General features: G+C 65.4%; 12 protein-coding genes. All 12 read left to right on the top strand.

What is annotated here, in order from left to right; translation table 11 throughout:
* Positions 1-598: 598 nt before the first annotated feature.
* The 12 genes from HNQ01_RS18985 to HNQ01_RS18930 all read left to right on the top strand — a co-directional run bounded on the left by HNQ01_RS18985 (position 599) and on the right by HNQ01_RS18930 (position 17,050).
* A complete protein-coding gene (locus tag HNQ01_RS18985) occupies positions 599-1,696 on the top strand; it encodes a helix-turn-helix transcriptional regulator (RefSeq protein WP_173807071.1) in 1,098 nt (365 codons plus the stop codon).
* 77 nt (positions 1,697-1,773) lie between these two features.
* Positions 1,774-3,921: an AAA family ATPase gene (locus HNQ01_RS18980; RefSeq protein WP_173807070.1), complete on the top strand. Its 2,148-nt coding sequence runs from the start codon at positions 1,774-1,776 to the stop codon at positions 3,919-3,921.
* Positions 3,918-4,775: an SIR2 family NAD-dependent protein deacylase gene (locus tag HNQ01_RS18975; protein ID WP_173807069.1), complete on the top strand. Its 858-nt coding sequence runs from the start codon at positions 3,918-3,920 to the stop codon at positions 4,773-4,775. The genes HNQ01_RS18980 and HNQ01_RS18975 overlap by 4 nt, the downstream gene beginning before the upstream one ends.
* A 94-nt stretch (positions 4,776-4,869) precedes the next feature.
* Entirely contained in the window at positions 4,870-5,958 is a 1,089-nt protein-coding gene (locus tag HNQ01_RS18970; protein WP_173807068.1) for a DUF4804 domain-containing protein, read from the top strand.
* Positions 5,959-5,977: 19 nt separating this feature from the next.
* Positions 5,978-6,493: a protein-tyrosine phosphatase family protein gene (locus HNQ01_RS18965; protein ID WP_173807067.1), complete on the top strand. Its 516-nt coding sequence runs from the start codon at positions 5,978-5,980 to the stop codon at positions 6,491-6,493.
* Positions 6,494-6,522: 29 nt separating this feature from the next.
* A complete protein-coding gene (locus tag HNQ01_RS18960) occupies positions 6,523-6,900 on the top strand; it encodes a hypothetical protein (RefSeq protein WP_173807066.1) in 378 nt (125 codons plus the stop codon).
* A gap of 5 nt (positions 6,901-6,905) precedes the next feature.
* Complete coding sequence (locus HNQ01_RS18955; protein ID WP_173807065.1) at positions 6,906-8,666, top strand: hypothetical protein; 1,761 nt, start codon at positions 6,906-6,908, stop codon at positions 8,664-8,666.
* 17 nt (positions 8,667-8,683) lie between these two features.
* Positions 8,684-9,865, top strand: a complete 1,182-nt coding sequence (locus HNQ01_RS18950) for an ATP-binding protein (protein WP_173807064.1) — start codon at positions 8,684-8,686, stop codon at positions 9,863-9,865.
* Positions 9,862-11,043, top strand: a complete 1,182-nt coding sequence (locus HNQ01_RS18945; protein WP_173807063.1) for a vWA domain-containing protein — start codon at positions 9,862-9,864, stop codon at positions 11,041-11,043. Before HNQ01_RS18950 ends, HNQ01_RS18945 begins: the two co-directional genes overlap by 4 nt.
* 249 nt (positions 11,044-11,292) lie before the next feature.
* A complete protein-coding gene (locus HNQ01_RS18940; protein WP_173807062.1) occupies positions 11,293-12,543 on the top strand; it encodes a metallophosphoesterase family protein in 1,251 nt (416 codons plus the stop codon).
* Positions 12,544-12,545: 2 nt separating this feature from the next.
* The gene (locus HNQ01_RS18935; protein WP_173807061.1) at positions 12,546-16,019 is read left to right on the top strand and encodes an ATP-binding protein; all 3,474 of its coding nucleotides are present in this window, start codon (positions 12,546-12,548) and stop codon (positions 16,017-16,019) included.
* Between the two features lie 68 nt (positions 16,020-16,087).
* Positions 16,088-17,050 (top strand): IS5 family transposase, encoded by a 963-nt coding sequence (locus HNQ01_RS18930; protein ID WP_173807060.1) that lies wholly within the window; start codon positions 16,088-16,090, stop codon positions 17,048-17,050.
* The last annotated feature ends 35 nt before the right edge of the window (positions 17,051-17,085 follow it).

The following is a 17,085-nucleotide window of genomic DNA, read 5'->3' as shown; positions in this document are numbered from 1 at the left end:
TCCCTGATGTTGAAGGGATTGAGACCCACCGCCGTGGCGGGTAGCAGTACGACGGTGGCGTCTGACCGGCTTCCCTGATGTTGAAGGGATTGAGACCCACCGCCGTGGCGGGTAGCAGTACGACGGTGGCGTCTGACCGGCTTCCCTGATGTTGAAGGGATTGAGACTCAGTTTCTGCCATTGGTAAGTCGGCGGTTGTACGTCTGACCGGCTTCCCTGATGTTGAAGGGATTGAGACAGGTGCTCAACGCAAAATTGCGCCGAGTGAACGTCTGACCGGCTTCCCTGATGTTGAAGGGATTGAGACCAGGCCACCTTCTTCGGAGATGCGGGTGATGAAGTCTGACCGGCTTCCCTGATGTTGAAGGGATTTTCTGAAACCCGTTCTCGGTGACGAGAGCGGGTTTTTCTTTTTCTGGCGCGCGGTCTGGCGGCAATGTTGCGGCGCAGGGCACACGGGCCGACGGGCAAAGACACTGTGCTGCCGTCCCCACCGATCCGCTTCAGCGGCTCCGGGGGCTGTCGAATTCATCGGTGCGGCGCTGACGTCTTTTCGGACGGCATCGACCGACCGTGACCCGCACGCGGGTCGTGTCCCATGCCCTACCGACAGATCGCCGCCATGCCCGCGCAATCCAAGCCCAAGACCCTGACCCGACTGCTCGACCTGCTGCAGGCCATTCCCAGGCGTTCCTATGTGTCGGCGCAGACGCTGCACACACGGCTGGCCGAGCGAGGTCATGTCGTGACGATCCGCTCGGTCCAGCGAGACCTGCAGATGCTGCGCGAGCACTTTCCGCTGGAGGTCAACGAGAACAGCAAGCCGCACAGCTGGCGGTGGGGTGTCGAGGCAGACCAGGGCATTGGCGGCATGAATGCCCACGAGGCGCTGATGGTGGCGCTGGCGGAAAAGCACCTGCGCACCGCACTGCCCGGCCACATGGCCGACAGCTTCGAGACCGTCTTCGAGGAGGCTCGCCGGCAGCTCAAGAAGATCGACGGGCCGGCGGGCATGCCACGCTGGGTCGACAAGGTGCGGGTGGTGTCACCTGGGCTGATGCAGCGCGCACCCAGGGTGGACGACAGGATCCACAACACCCTCTCCCACGCGCTGCTGAAGGGCGAGCAGGTCGAGGTCTATTACGCACGGGTGTCACCGACCACCCCGGATCGGGTGCACTCGCAGCGCTACATCCTTCATCCGCTGGGCATGGTGCTGCGCGGCAGCATCACCTATCTGATCGCCTCCCAGGGCTGGCGCAAGCCCCCCGGCTTCTACGCGCTGCACCGGTTTCGCCGGGCCCGCTCGACGGGTCAGCCGGTCAGCCTGCCTGACCCCGAATGGACGCTGGACGACTGGCTCGCCAGCGGTCAGGCCCAGTTCGGCATGCGCCCGGACGATCCGCCCCTGAGCCTGTCCCTGGCCTGCTCCCAGATGATGGCCAACATGCTGCGGGAAGCGCCTCTCGGGCCGGATCAGGAGATCGAGTCCATGCACGACGGCCGCCGCCATGTGCAGGTGACGGTGGCCGATACCTGGGAGCTGCGCTGGTGGCTGCTCGGCCGGTCCGCGGACGTGCAGGTGCTGGCGCCATCGGCGCTGCGCGAGGACATCCGTCAGGGCCTGAAGCAGGCGCTCGACATCTACGACGGACGGTTCGTGATGCCGTTCACGGAGCGATTCGAGCCCGATTGAGGCGCGCATCGGGTGCGACGTGTTCTGTCGCACCTCTGCAGACACTGACACATATAGACACATCAGCGGATCGCACGATGAACACGAACGCAGACGGCCTCACCTTCATCAACGTGGCGAGTCTTGGGCTCGACGAGCGTTATGCGCCCGTGCTGGAGCTCTGGATCCTGCGCATCCTGTTCTCGCTGGACGATGTCGAGCAACAGCTCCGGGACAGCCTTGCTGAGCTGCCCGTCGGTGACGGCGACGGCGACGAGAGCGAACAGGCGCCGCGCATCGAGCGGGCGATCACCGCGCTGAAGGATGCCCACGCCCGGCTCGAAGCCCTTGCGCCCCAACTGCCTGATGACACCACGCTGGCGATCAACATCGCCCGCCTTGGCGATCGCTTCGGCCTGACAGCGGTCGAGCGCGAACTGCTGCACTTCGTCGTGCTGCAGCGCCTGTGCAGCCAACTGCATGAGATGCTCAACGCCGCAGGCGAGTTGAACCGGGCCCAGACCGTGCGTCTGCTGTCGACGGGTCTGTCGCGGTCGGCGGCCGACATTCAGCAGGCGCTCAGTGCCACGTCGCGGCTGTGTCGCTGCGCGCTGCTGACGATGGACGATGCTCGCTCGTACACCTTCGAGTTCAAGATCGACCTGCCGAGCGGCCTGACGGAAGCGCTGTGGGTCGAGAACAAGGATCTGATCGATCTGTTCCCGAACGCCGTCACCCAGGCGCCTGCCTCGTCTCTGGGTCTGGAGGACTTCGCTCATCTGCGCGAGAACCTGGTTGTCCTGTCGACCTACCTGGAGGCGGCCGTGCGCCAGGGCCGCCGCGGCATCAACATCCTGATCCACGGGCGATCCGGCACGGGCAAGACCGAACTGGCCCGTGTGCTGGCACAGGCGGCCGGACTGCAGGCCCTGGAGATCCCGGTGCGCCAGCCCGACGGCAAGCCGCATGGCGGCAAGGCCCGCTTCGAATCCTTCCGCTTCGCGCAGCACCTGCTGAGCGGCACGACCCCCGCAGCGCTGATCTTCGATGAGGTCGACGATGTCTTCGAGTACTGGTCGAGTGATCGTCAGGGGCGTCACAGCAACAGCAGCGGCATCAAGGGCTGGGTCAACCATGCGCTCGAGCACAACCCGGTGCCGACCTTCTGGCTGACCAACGATCTGCAGGGGCTGGACTTCGCCTATCGGCGCCGTTTCGACTATGTGCTGGAGATGGAGGTGCCGCCGCAGGCAGTGCGCCGGCGCATGCTGGAGCGGCATCTTCAGACCCATGCCTTGCCGCTGCCACCCGCCTGGATCGAGCAGGCCTCGCGCCACGAAGGCCTGGCGCCGGGGCTCATCGAACGCGCGGTACGTGTCTGCGCCACGGTGGCCGGGACCGATTCCTGCCGCCTGGGGCCGGTGCAGATCCTCACCCAGGTCATGAACAACACCCTGCATGCCATGCAGATGGACCGTCTGCCGTCCGGCTCCGCCGCCCAGGGCGCATACCGGATCGACTGGCTGCACGCCGATACCGACCTGCAGAGGCTGCGCGACGGCCTGGTGCGCGAGGGGGCGGGCCGACTCTGCTTCTGGGGCCTCCCCGGCACGGGCAAGACCGAGTTCGGCCGGCACCTGGCCCGCGAGGTCGGCCGGCCCTTGCTGGTGCGGCGCGCCTCGGATCTGCTGTCGCCCTATGTCGGTGTGGCCGAGCGGCAGATCGCACAGATGTTCGATCAGGCCCGGCGCGAAGGTGCGGTGCTGCTGCTCGACGAGGCCGACAGCTTCCTGATGGATCGTCGCGGTGCGCAGCGGCCCTGGGAGATCACGCAGGTCAACGAGATGCTGACCCAGATGGAAGCCTTCGACGGCATCTTCATCGCTTCCACCAACCTGATCGATCAGGTCGACCGTGCGGCCCTGCGCCGCTTCGATGTCTGCATCCGCTTCGGACCGCTGAAGCCGACCCAGGCGCGCGAGATGCTGCAGGACCTGGCTCAGCATTGGGGCTGGTCAGTCGACGAGACCAGCCTGGCCCGGGTGGCGGCGCTGGAGGAGCTCACGCCCGGCGACTTTGCCTCGGTGCGGCGTGGCGGCCGGCTGAGTGCGCCTCGCGATGTCCAGGATCTGGTCCAGCGTCTGACGCAGATCTGCGAGATGCGTCAGGGCCGCAGTCACCGGGGCATCGGTTTTCTGGGCCCGCTGGAACGTGGTGCCAGCCCGATGCAGGAGATGCTGTCGTGACCGATCTCGATCTTCTTCTGCCTCTGATCGACGACGTCGCCCAGCAGATCCATGCGGCAGACGCCCTGGTGATCGCCGCTGGCGCCGGCCTGGGCGTGGATTCCGGCCTGCCTGACTTTCGTGGCACTCGGGGTTTCTGGCGCGCCTATCCGGCACTGGGGCGCCAGCGCCTGCGCTTCCAGGACATCGCCAGTCCGGCGGCTTTCCGCCGCGATGCGCGTGTGGCCTGGGGCTTCTACGGCCATCGCCTGGCGCTGTACCGCCAGACCGTGCCGCATGAGGGCTTTGCGCTGCTGAAGCGCTGGATGGCCGAGCGGGCGCTGGGCGGGCGGGTCTTCACCTCGAATGTCGACGGGCAGTTTCAGCGGGCGGGCCTGCCACACGTGCATGAATGCCATGGCTCGATCCACCTGCTGCAGTGCAGTCGCCCCTGCGGCGAGCGGGTCTGGTCGGCCGACAGCTTCCAGCCCGAGGTGGACGAGGCCCAGTGTCGGCTGATCAGCGAGCTGCCGCGCTGTCCGGACTGCGGTGCGGTGGCGCGGCCGGCCATCCTGATGTTCGACGATGCCGCCTGGGTCGCGACGCCTTTCGAACGCCAGGCCGACGCGCTGGACGACTGGCTGACGCAGGTCCGGGACTGCCGCCTGGTGGTGCTCGAGATCGGCGCGGGCTCGGCCATCGTTTCGGTGCGCAGCTTTGCCCAGCGCCTCGCCAGGGGGCCCGGTATGCGCTGGATCCGGCTCAACCCCGACGGCTCGCGTCTGCCCCCTGGCCACGGGCCCAGCCTGCAAGGCGGTGCGCTGGAGCTGCTGCGCCGCATCCATGAACGCATGCCGGGACCGATCTCCGCATGAGAACGAACGTCAAGCCTGGCGTTCTGAATCCGATGTTTCTCTCGCCCTTTGGCTTCCTTGGGGCGTCACTCGTCAACAAAGAAGAGGTGTCTTCATGAGCAACACGATGTCCGATACCCGCCGCTACACGGTGCTGCTGAGCGATCTGACGGCGCAGCGGATCCAGCAGTACGCCCAGGATCTGCGCGCAGACCGAGACCAACCCGGCGCCCGTCTGGCGGACGTGCTGGGCTCCGCAGGCGCACCGGACCATTTGGTTCCCATGCTTCAGGCGCTGTTCCTGACCCGCAAGCCCCAGATCTTTGCCGAGAGTGCCGTCTGCGGGGATGGCTCCGACTGGTCTCTGCGAGAGCTCGGCCTGCTGGGGGACATCAGCGTGGCCATACCCGTGCAGGTGCACGATGACGGCACGCATCGTCAGCCGAAAATCCATGCCGAACCGATCGAGGCGACGCTGCTGTTCACGCCGGGTGCGCTGCTGGACAACGGCAACGACTGCACGCCAGCGGATTGGAACGAGGTCGTGCGCGACAACGCACTGCATGGCCCGGGATTCGTCCAGCTCTACGAGCGTCGGCTGCTGCCGGTGCTGCTGCACGCCGACCAGGAAGCTGCGCGGCGCGGTCGTCGCGCCCTGATCACGGTGCCGGGACTGGGCTGCGGTGCATATGCAGGAGATTTCTCGGGCAAGATCGAACCGCACCTGATCGCCGCACTGAAGGCCCTGCTGCACAAGCATGCCGCACGGCTGACCCATGTGGCGTTGGTGCGCTTCGATCCCTACAGAAGCACGCCCGACAGCCAAGACCAGTTCGGTGCCCCGATGCTCCGGGTCCGTGCGCTCCAGGATCATCCGGACACGCCCCAGCTCTGCGCGCCCCGCGACTACGAGGAAGCCGGCGACGACTTCTCCGACTGCGACCTGTTCAGCGTGGTCGCCTGGGATCATGTGTCTTGGCCGGGCAACGACTTCTACGTGGGGCAGCGCAAGACCGATGACGGCGTGAAGGCGGCTGCCACCACGGCGATGCACCAGATGACCGGCGTCGAAGGGCAGTACGACACGCGCTTCTTCATGTACCGGCCGCCAGCCGGATTCACGAACTGGGAAGCCGTGATCAAGAAGAACGGGCTGTGTTTCACCGTCACCGCGGCGCAGGTCTGTGTCCACCCCCTGGACTGATTCCACGCTGGAGGCACTGATGACCGTTCCGACTTTCTACAGCTACGAGATCCTGCCGGGGCGCTTTCACGCCGGCGAATATCCCGGCGCCTCTGATGAGGAGGCTGCCCGTCACAAGGTGAATGCGATGGTTGAGGCGGGCGTTCAGGCCTTCATCGACCTGACCCAGGGCGGCGAGCTTGCGCCTTACGCCCATCTGCTGCCGCAAGGCATCCATCACGAGCGTCATCCGATTCTTGATGTCTCGGTGCCCGCCAGCGATGCGGTCACGCACGGTGCACTCGACGCGATCGAGCGGCATCTTGCCGCCGGGCGACAGGTCTACCTGCACTGCTGGGGCGGCATCGGCCGCACGGGCGTGATCGTTGGATGCTGGCTGGCCGAGCAACACCGGCTGAGCGGTCAGGCAGCACTCGATCAGCTGGCACGGCTGTGGGCCACCTGCCCGAAATCGAGGCGCCGACCCGAATCACCTGAAACGTCCGAGCAGCGCGATTACGTCATGGGCTGGGCCCGCCGCGGCCGTGCCGCCTGACCTCTACCTTTGAAACAGGAGACCTGCCCATGTGGTTGCTGACCCCGATTGGTTTTTTCAGCATCGTCTGCAAGCCGAACGATGGCTCCGACGGCATGCTGACGGTGCGCTCGCGCAATCAGGCCGACCTGGAGAACCTGCGCGAGCACTGGCTGCCGGAGCTCGGCGAGATTGTCATCACCCGGGGCAACGATTATCGCTACCGGGCACGCGCGCCGCGCGAGGCGGTGGCGCGGGCCATGAGTCGCGCCATCGAGGCGCTGGACTACGACAACTTCAAGAGCCGGGTCTGGCGCACCCAGGGCTATGAGCGCGCCCATGTCTACGGCGAGGTCTGGGAGTTGCTCCACGGTCTGCAAGGCAAGGCGGAGCATGAGCAGACCGTGCCGGTGCCGCTTCAGGGCTGATGCCAATGCGGCACCGGACCGAACAGATCCTGAGCCCGCAGCCTGACGCAGCCGGTGGCGCACGGGTCTGCGATGTGCAGGCCACCGTGCTGCGCATCGTTCATCCGACGCTGCGCGCCCTGGATCTGTGCGACAGCCCGGAGCTACAGGAGCTGGACCTGCGTGACCTGGACGGAAGCGAGGACATCCATCTGACCGTGCAGGGCTGCCCGGCGCTGGCCTGGCTGCGCCTGCCCGCGTCGATCCCTGCCTTCGTGCACATCGATGCGGGAGCGCAACGGCCCGTGCTGCGCATCGAGGCGCAGCTGGTGCAGCTTGACGCCTGCTGGCAGGGCGGCAAGTTTCTGCTCCAGGCCGAGCGAGAGGATTCCTGGCGCTCGGCACGGATCGGCCCGCTGCCTGATACGCCGTCGGAGGCGAGACAGGACGACGTGCGGGTGGTGATCGGAACGACGGGTTCGAACTCGCTTGTGCTGCAGCCCACCGATGGCCACAACTGGCGGGAGCTGTTGCTGATCGATCTTCCGGAGTTGCAGCAACTGCGCTGCGACATGCCACTGCAGCGGCTGACGATCAGCCAGACTCCTGCGCTGCAGCGGCTAGAGGTGCACGCCCCGGTCGGTCGCATCGAGATCACTGGCTGCGGGCAACTGGCACACATCACCGGCACGGCTGCCACCGATCGCCTGGATCTGCGCGGAGGCAGCGGGGCTCGCTCTGCGGTGGAGATCGACCTGGCGGCCGACCAGATCGATCTGGCCGACAGCCCCCTGCAGGCGCTGGTCCTGCGCCAGCCTTCACGACTGCGGCTGGAGCACTGTCTCCATCTGCAGGAGACCCTTCTGGCGACAGGCACGCGGGTCTGGTGCATCGGGCATGTGCCGCTGTCACTCGATGCGGTCGAGATGGCGGAAATCGATGACGGCACGTTTCGGCGGCTGCAGCAGGCCTGTGATGCGGGTGATCGGAACGCCTGGACCTTGCTGTGTCATGTGCTGCCGATGTGCACGAGCGATCTGCTGCCCGGCGTGCTGATGACATTGCTGAAGATGTTGCAATCGGGCATCGACGCTGCCGCGGTCTGGAAGCACCGATGCAGACTGGCCCATCGGCTGATGGTGTATTCCTTGCGCCGGCGTGCTGGTCATCATCTGGCTTGGCGCTGGAGCATGCCATCCGATCTGGGTGCAGATGGCTGGCGCGCCGACTGGCTGCTGTGGCAGGGATGTCGTCATCTTCCCGAGGCTGCCCGGATGGGCGACGCGATGGCCGCTGACCTCTGCTATCAGACCGACATCCTCGAGCAGATGCTGGAGTGGTGGACGCACAGCGGCCAGGATCAGCCGGCCTTCCCGGAATTCTTCGCAGCGATGCTGGTTCATGCTCGCGATCACAGGCCGATGCCCTTGCTGACACGCCAGCATCTGGCTCGTCTCTCGATCCAGATGCTGCAAGCCGACGCCACACCGGTGCGCTGTCATCCCCCGCTGCGCCGGGCTGCCCACGACTTTCTGCTCAAGCATCTGCCCCGGTGCCAGGTCCTGGCGCTTCTGGCTCATCAGATCAGGTACGACCCGGTCCAGGTCCGCTGCGATCTGGTGCGGCTGCTGGCTGATCCACCCCACCAGGGGGACTCCCTGCTGTCAGGCCCCGAGTTCGGGCAGCTGGCCCAGATCCTGATCCTGAGTGGCCGACTGCCAGACAGATTCGAGCCGGTATCCACCCCGGACCACCCTTTTCCTCACACCCTCTGGAAGGCCGCCTGATGTCTTTTCCTCGGTTCATGCAACAGGATGAAGAGACCAGCTCGTCCCGCAAGGAAGCGGCCCTGGCACCTTCGGCCACGATCACGCAGGTGCGTGAGCTGCTGCGTTACCAGTTGCGCCAGCTCGAGCAGCCCGGCGGTGCGGCCTGCATGGCGCCGCTGATGATCTGGGGCGCCCCTGGCGTCGGCAAAAGCACGGTGATCCGCGAGCTGTGCGCACAGGAGGGAATCGGCTTCATCGACATCCGGTTGTCGCAGCGCGAGCCGGTGGATCTGCGTGGTCTGCCGGTTCCGCACGGCGATCAGGTGCGCTGGCTGCTGTCGTCCGAATGGCCGCGTGACCCGAACAGCCGCGGCATCCTTCTGTTCGATGAGCTTACTTCGGCCGACCGGATGCTGCAGGTGGCCGCTTACGAAATGATCCTGGACAGGCGCTTGGGCGACCTCTACCAGGTGCCACCCGGCTGGCTGATCTGCGCGGCCGGCAACCGGCGCGAAGACCGGGCTGTCAGCCAGCCGCTGTCGAGCGCACTGGCCAACCGCTTCTGTCATCTTGAGTTCAAGGTGGATCTGCCGGGCTGGATCGCCTGGGCGCAGCAGCGTGAACTGCATCCGATGGTGATCGCTTTCCTGAAGTATCGCCCGCACTGCTTTCTCGACATGAGCGGCAGCATCGATCGGGGTTGGCCCAGTCCGCGCAGCTGGGAGCGAGTGGCGCATGTGCTGACCCGCAGTGACGGCCTCGATGCCACCAACCTGGAGCTGTTGGTGCACGGCCTCGTGGGCACCGCAGCGGCCACCGAGTTCCTCGCCTTCATGCGACTGCACCAGGACCTGCCTGATCTGGATGCGATGTTGCTTGGCGAGATTCCCTTTGACCTGCCCGAGCGCATGGATCTGCGCCACGCCGTGGCCACCGGACTGGCCCAGCATCTGTGGAGCGGGCCGGAGGAACAGCGCGAGCTGCGGCTGACCCATTTCCTGCGCGCCGGGCTGACCTTTGGCAGCGACTTTGCGGTGATGTCGATGGTGGCAGCGCTGAAGCATATCGAGCAGGAGGATCCGCAGGGAGACAAGGCCCGCGCGTTGTTCTCTCACCCGCTCTACACCCATTGGACCGAGCACCATGGTGCAGCGCTGGTGACCCACGACGCCTTGCCTGCTGCATCGGCTGCCCCACATCAGCGGAGGCGTCGTTGAAGCCGATTCCCTGCGGCAGCACGCCTGATCCTGCCCTTACCGAGCTGGACGATGCCGGGCGCCGGCGCTGGTTGCAGCAGCTTGAGCAAGATCGTTCGCGTTTTCTGCTGCGGCACCCCTTCACCGCGTCGCTGACGCTGCATCTGGCCGTCGAGCTGGTCCTCGATCCACGCCTGCCGACCGCTGCCACCGATGGGCGCAGGATCTACTTCAATCCGAACTTTCTGGCCACGCTGGATGCTGCGCAGCGTCTGTTCGTGATGGCGCATGAGGTCTGGCACTGCGTCGCCGGGCATCTGGGGCGGCAACAGAATCGCCAAGCTTGGCGCTGGAACCTTGCCATCGACCATGAAGTCAACTGGCTGCTGGTCCAGGATGGATTCAAACTGCCGCCGGGTGCCGTGCTTTTCCCCTCGCTGCGCGGCCGCAGTGCCGAGCAGGTCTACAGCGCTCTACTCGACCGATCGACGCGGGATCTGCCGACTTCCTTCGATTTGCATGAACTGCCCAAAGGGTTGGGCGAACCGATGGATGAGCTGCTGCGAGCACAATGGCAGCAGCGGCTGCGCGACGCGCTCAAGCAGAACCGCCACCAGGGTGATCTTCCCGATGGACTGGCACAACTGCTTGATCTTCCGCCTGCCACGGCCCGACTGCCTTGGCGTGTCGTGCTGCGGGATTTCGTGCTCGGACGGCAGGCGCGGCGTCGCGGCTGGGAGCGCCCCTCTCGCCGCCATTGGCATCGCGGCCTGTGGCTGCCAGATCTGCGCCCGGATGGCTTGCGTCTGATGCTCGCCCTGGACACCAGCGGTAGCACCCGCCGGCTGCTGCCGCTGTTCATGGCAGAGATCACCGAACTGATGAGCGTCGATCACGCGCTGGAGCTGACTCTGGTCGAATGCGATACCCGTATCCGTCGGGCCCGCACATTCCGATCCGGCGAAGATTTGAGCGCGCTCGCCAGCATGCACTTGCGTGGCGGCGGCGGTACGGATCTGCGCCCGCCCTTTGATTTGGCGGCCCAGGATCCACCCGATGCGCTGATCTTCCTCACCGATGGCAAGGGGCGTGCGCCCCAGAAAAGTCCACCCTACCCGGTGATGTGGGTCCTGCCTGAGTTGGCGGCTGCACCGGTCGAATGGGGTGAAACCCTGACTTTGTACAAGGAGTCGACATGAGCAACAGCAAGCCAGCGAACTGGCAAGTCTGTGCAACTTGCACGCATTGGGCTGGTCCTCGGCAGGCCTCGACCTTCCGTGACCGTGCCGAATACGAGAATGACCGCGTTCGAGGTGAGTGTGTCGGGGGAGGATGGAATCGAACGCAGCGGGCCCCATCGGCCTCTTGCCACAAGTGGGTCAAGTGGGGGGTATTAAAATAATAAAAAATATTTATATCTGAAACTAATTCTGCCAAAGAAAAATTCCATGAAGTTTGTTCACGCAGCCGACATCCACCTCGATAGTCCGCTCAAGGGACTGTCAGCATATCCAGATGCACCGGTAGCTCAATTGCGCGGCGCAACGCGAGACGCCTTGACCGCACTGGTCGACCGGGCCATCGAGGAAGCTGTTGACTTCATGATCATTGCCGGTGACCTGTATGACGGTTCTTGGCGCGACTACAACACGGGGATCTTCTTCTGCAAGGAAATGGGGCGGCTGAAGCGGGCCGGCATCCCGGTGTATGTGCTGTTCGGCAACCACGATGCCGAAAGCGAGATGACCCGAAAACTTGATTTACCCGACAACGTGTCATGCTTTTCCGCCAGCAAGCCGCAGACGTTTTGTATCGACGGGCTGTCGGTGGCCTTGCACGGACAGAGTTTCAAGCAAAAAGAAACGACCACCAATCTGGCCGAACGCTACCCGGCGGCTTTGTCCAATTACTACAATATCGGTGTCTTGCATACCGCTCTGGAAGGGTCGGCAGCGCATGCCACGTATGCGCCCTGTACCGTGGATGAATTGCACGCCAAGGGTTATCAGTATTGGGCCCTGGGCCACGTGCATGAGTTTTTCCAGTGGACCGGTCCTTCCACGATTGTGTTCCCCGGCAATCTGCAAGGGCGCCATGTGCGCGAATGTGGTCGACGGGGCGCGGTGCTGGTCACGGTGGATGATCGCGGTCACTCGCAGGTCGAGCGCCTTTTCATCGACATCTTGCGCTGGGAGCATGTGCGCGTGGATGCGAGTGCCTGTACCTCGCTGATCGAGGTGTCCCGGTGCATCGGCCAGGCATTGGCGGCGCTGCTGGACGAGGGACCAACCGCGCGGGCTGTCCGGGTGACGGTACACGGCCGCACCCGCGCGCACGGCCAGCTCTTCGGCCTCGAGGCGCAGCTGCGCAGCGAGGTGCTGGCCCAGATCGCCGGCATCGGTCACGAGCGCCTGTGGCTGGAAAAAGTTCAGCTCGACACCGAGGCCTTCATGGATGCGCAGCAGTCGCACGAGCGGCTCGATGCTTTCGCCGAATTGCAAGACATATTGGCCACAGCGGCGGTAGACCCAGAGTTTGTCGAGCATCTGCGCCAGAAGCTTGCCGCGTTCGCGGCCAAAGCCCCGCTTGATTTGCATCCGATGGTGCCGCTCATCGATGATATTCGCAACGGCCAGTTGCATGCGCTGATTAAGAGAGTGTCGCCGGGCCTGCTGGCGCATTTGCAGCAGCAGGAGTGACCATGCGTATTCAGCAACTGAATATCATTCGCTACGGAAAATTCACTGATGCGGAGGTCGTACTGCCCTCTGCTGCGCACGATTTTCACTTCATCGTCGGGCCCAACGAGGCCGGGAAATCGACCGTGCGCCGTGCCATTTCCGAGCTGCTGTATGGTTTCCCGATGCGCAGCGCGGCCATGGCATTTTTGCATCCGCAACCTGACCTCCGTCTGGGTGCGCAGCTGAGCGATGGCGCCCGCGCCATTGAATTCCACCGCACCAAGGGCAACAAAAATACGCTGCGCACCCCAGACGGTGCTGTTCTGCCGGACGAGGCTTTGGCGGTATTTTTGGGTGCCTCGGATCGCGATTTCTTTGAGCAGATGTTTGGCCTCGATCATGCGCAGCTAGTGCGCGGCGGGCAAACAATTCTGGATGCGTCCAAGGACGTGAGTCAGGTACTGTTTCAGTCAGCCGCCGGCATCGCGGGGCTGGGCCGGGTCAAAGAGGCGCTGGCAGCCGAGGCAGACAAGCTCTGGGCGCCCCGCGCTGCAGCTGGCCGGGCCTACTACGTGGCCCACGACCGTTGGGAGCAAGCCTGCCGGGAGCTGAAAGAGCTGACGGTTCGCACCAAAGGCTGGACGGAAGCGCGCGAGCGACTGGCCGACGTGGAGCGCGACATGGCCGAGGTGAGCGACAAGCGCTCGGCGCTGCAGACGCAACGTACGCGCTTGGAGCGGATTCGGCGCCTCGCTCCGACGGTTCAGTCGCTCAGGGCGTGTCAAGACGAGCTGGCCGCGCTGGGGTCGGTCTTGGCGCTGCCAGCCGACGCCGCTTCGACCTTGCAAAAGGGGCGCTCGGAGCTGTCGGTGGCCCACACGGCCCTGCAGCAACGGGCAGCTGATGTCCAGCATTTCACCCAGGTGCGTGACACCATCGTTCTCGACACGCAGATTCTGAATGCGCAGCACCCGGTCGAAGAACTCATCGCTTTCGGCCAGCGCGTGCGGGACCACGATGCAGATCTGGTCACGCAGCAGGGCGAGCGGCAGCGCCATCTGCATCTGGCACAGGCCGCAGCGCTCGAGCTGGGGTGGCCCGCCGACATCGCTGCGCTGACTGACAGCGTGCTGCCGACGACGATTCAGCTGCGCGAGGTGCAGCGGCTGGTTGTCTCGCACGGGCAGATTCGCCAGGCCCAGGCCAACGCGCAACAGGCGCTCAGGGACAAGCAGTCCGAGACCGAGGCGGCGCAGATGGAGCTGACGGCCATGCCGGTGATGGTGGTCACCGCGTCCCTGCGCCATGCCGTGTCCGACGCCCAGGGCTATAAGCACAGCGCGGCCACCCAGGCGGCGTTGCGACAGGCGGTTCAGGAGGCGCAGCGTGCCCTGCGCGACCATCTTGGCCGTCTGGAGCCCCCCATGTTGGGCCTGGAGGCGATACAGGCCACCACATCGATCTCGATGGCGAGACTGAACGAATTGGGCAGCGAGCGACAGCGGCTGCAGTCGGCGCTTGATGCCGCCACCGAGTTGGCTGCGCAGGCGCAGCAAACGCTTGAGACCTCGACGCTGGCGGCCGCTCAGTATGCGCAGGCGCGCCACATTGTCACGGGTGTGGAGGTGCGCGATGCACGGCAAGCGCGCGATGCCCGGTGGACGTCGATCAAGCAGGGCGAAGTGACCCTGGCGATCGGGGCGGCGGCACTGGAGGCGGCCATACTCTTGTCTGACGAACTGGCCGACACTCAGCTCGACTCGGCCACGGAAGCTGCAGAGCTCCAGAGCCTTCGCCAGCAAGTGGACCGGGCCCAGCTCGATTTCCAGCAGCGCACGCGCGCGGTGGCCGACAAGCGGGCGGCGCTAGCCGCGCTGGATGCTGACTGGCAGCATTTGTGCCAGTCGGTCGGTGTGGCGGGCTTGGCGCTGGGTGATGCACCGTCTTGGTTCTCGAGGCGCGAGCACATCCTGCACGCGGCGTCGCTGGTGGCGCAAAAACAGGCCGAGCGGGCGCGAGAAGCGGCCGCCGCAGACGGTGCCGCCCAACGCTTGAGGGAGGAGCTGGCCAAGGCCAGTTGGGTCGTGGCGGCGGACGTCTCGCTGGTGGCCATGATCACCGAAGCCGAGCAGTTTCTGACCGGCGCAGAGGCCGCCGCGGCGCGGCGCACGATGTTGCAGGCGCAGATCAGCGCGGCGGGTGCGGCCCTGGATGAGTTGCAGGCCAAGTCGGCTGCTGCACAGGCCGCGCATGACGCCTGGGCGCACGCGTGGCGTCAGGCCCTGACCACGGCCCGGTTGAGTGATTTTGTCCAGTCGGTGGACGACGCCGAGCAGGCGCTGTCCAAGGTGGACATCGTACGGACCCACCTGACAACTGCCGCTGCGACCCAGAAAGATCGCATTGATCCGATGCGGGCCGATCTCGACCGCTTTCGCACGCTGGCCGATGCGGTTTTGGTGCGGCTACAGCAGCCGGCCCGGTGCGGCACGGCGCCTGACCAGGTGGCGGCAGAGCTATCCGTGCGGCTGGCCGAGGCCCAAGCGGCCGTGCAGCGTCGGCAGGCGGCGGATGAGTCGCTGGCCAATGCCGCCGGGCAACTGCGGCAGGCGCAGCAGACGGTCGAACACGTTCAGGCCCAGGTCGCGCCTCTGCTGGCGGCGGCGGGCATCGATGTGCTGGAGGAGGTGGGGTCGCTCGTTGAACGCTCAGACCGGTGGCGAGCGCTCCATCTGCAAATCGAACAGGCACGACAACGACTGACGCAGGACTCGGATGGCCTGGGGCTGGACACTGTGCTGGGCGAAGTCGATGCCTGTGACCTGACTGCGCTCACGGCAGCGCTGGCGCGCACGTCCGATGCGCTGGAGCAGACCCAGCCTCAGCTGACCCAACTGGCCGAAGCCCGCGTGCGCGCCGATCAGGACCTGAAGGCGATTGCGGGAGGACAAGAGGCCGCGGCCGCTGAGTCGCGGCGCCAGGAAGCGCTGGCCGAGATGGCCGACGCATCGGAGCGCTACATCAAGGTGGAGACCGCCGCCACGCTGCTGACCTGGGCCATCGACCGCTACCGCGAGCAGCAGCAAGGGCCGATGCTGACCCGGGCGGGGGCAATCTTCGCCCAGCTTACGCTAGGGCACTACAGCAAGCTCTTTGTCGACTACGAGCGCACGCCGCTCAGCCTGTCGGCCCTGCGCGCAGACGGCCGCCAAGTCGAGGTAGCTGGCATGAGCGAAGGCACGCGCGATCAGCTCTACCTGGCGCTACGGCTTGCCGCGCTCGAACTGCACCTAGCGCAGTCCAAGCCGCTGCCTTTCGTCGCCGATGATTTGTTCATCAACTTCGATGACGAACGCTCGACCGCAGGTCTGCAAGCGCTGCGTGAGCTCTCCACCAAGACTCAGGTGCTGTTTCTGAGTCACCACGACCACTTGCTGCCGCGCGTGCGTCAGGTGTTCGGTGATCGGGTCAATCTCGTTCGGTTGCCGCGTTAAGGATGCTCTGCACAAGTCCACCCCACCCGTGCTTGGCGCCCAGATGAAGAGTTGAGACGATCGCAGCCATGAAGCAGCAAAGCCTGGGTCTGGGTCAGTCGAGCAAGCGAACGCGACGTCGGGAGTTCCTCTGCGAGATGGAGCGCGTGGTGCCGTGGACGGAGTTGGTGTCGTTGGTGGCGCCGTACCTGCCCGAAGGCCGGCGCGGGCGTCCGCCGTTTCCGGTGGAGGCGATGCTGCGCATCCACTTCATGCAGCAGTGGTTCAACCTGTCGGATCCGGCGATGGAGGATGCGCTGCACGACGTGCCGCTGTTCCGGGAGTTCGCCGGCCTGGGCGGCTGGGATGAGCGACTGCCCGACGAGTCAACCATCCTGAGGATCCGTCACGTGCTGGAGAAGCACAAGCTGGGTGAGCAGGTGCTTCGCACCGTCAACGATTTGCTGACGGCCCGGGGCCTGCTGCTTCGGAGCGGGACGGTGGTGGATGCCACGCTGATCGCTGCGCCCAGCTCGACCAAGAACGCCTCGGGGGAGCGAGATCCCGAGATGAAGCAGAGCCGCAAGGGCCAGCAGTGGTACTTCGGCATGAAGGCGCACATTGCCGTGGATGCCGACAGCGGGCTGGTGCATACCGTGCGCGGCACGGCCGGTAGCGTCCACGACGTGGTCGAAGCCAACGCGCTGCTGCATGGACAAGAGACCGATGTCTACGCCGACGCGGGATACCAGGGCGCGGGCAAACGGCCCGACGCCCGAGCCGGCGTGAGCTGGCACATAGCGATGCGGCCGGGCCAACGCAAAGCCCTCGATCGCAGCGACCCGGTCCAGGCGCTGGCCGACGACATCGAGCGCATCAAGGCCCGTATCCGGGCCAAGGTCGAACACCCGTTCCGGGTCATCAAGCGCCAGTTCGGCCATGTGAAGGTGCGCTACCGCGGGCTGGCCAAGAACACGGCGCAGTTGCACACGCTGTTCACGCTGGCCAATCTGTGGATCGCCAAGCGGCGAATCCAGGGAGCGTGGGCATGAGTGCGTCCGGAAACGGGCAAAGCGGCCTCGAAGGC

The sequence above is a fragment of the Sphaerotilus uruguayifluvii genome (assembly GCF_013294065.1).
GTDB lineage: Bacteria > Pseudomonadota > Gammaproteobacteria > Burkholderiales > Burkholderiaceae_C > Sphaerotilus > Sphaerotilus uruguayifluvii.
The sequence above is the reverse complement of the archived record's forward strand: the minus strand, read 5'-3'. Positions and strand labels throughout refer to the sequence as shown.

Bases quoted from the DNA above. Each gene is read 5' to 3' on its own strand.
- HNQ01_RS18985 (WP_173807071.1), top strand. From the start codon at position 599: ATGCCCTACCGACAGATCGCCGCCATGCCCGCGCAATCCAAGCCCAAG.
- HNQ01_RS18955 (WP_173807065.1), top strand. From the start codon at position 6,906: ATGCGGCACCGGACCGAACAGATCCTGAGCCCGCAGCCTGACGCAGCC.
- HNQ01_RS18960 (WP_173807066.1), top strand. From the start codon at position 6,523: ATGTGGTTGCTGACCCCGATTGGTTTTTTCAGCATCGTCTGCAAGCCG.
- HNQ01_RS18940 (WP_173807062.1), top strand. From the start codon at position 11,293: ATGAAGTTTGTTCACGCAGCCGACATCCACCTCGATAGTCCGCTCAAG.
- HNQ01_RS18970 (WP_173807068.1), top strand. From the start codon at position 4,870: ATGAGCAACACGATGTCCGATACCCGCCGCTACACGGTGCTGCTGAGC.
- HNQ01_RS18980 (WP_173807070.1), top strand. From the start codon at position 1,774: ATGAACACGAACGCAGACGGCCTCACCTTCATCAACGTGGCGAGTCTT.
- HNQ01_RS18965 (WP_173807067.1), top strand. From the start codon at position 5,978: ATGACCGTTCCGACTTTCTACAGCTACGAGATCCTGCCGGGGCGCTTT.
- HNQ01_RS18935 (WP_173807061.1), top strand. From the start codon at position 12,546: ATGCGTATTCAGCAACTGAATATCATTCGCTACGGAAAATTCACTGAT.
- HNQ01_RS18930 (WP_173807060.1), top strand. From the start codon at position 16,088: ATGAAGCAGCAAAGCCTGGGTCTGGGTCAGTCGAGCAAGCGAACGCGA.
- HNQ01_RS18950 (WP_173807064.1), top strand. From the start codon at position 8,684: ATGCAACAGGATGAAGAGACCAGCTCGTCCCGCAAGGAAGCGGCCCTG.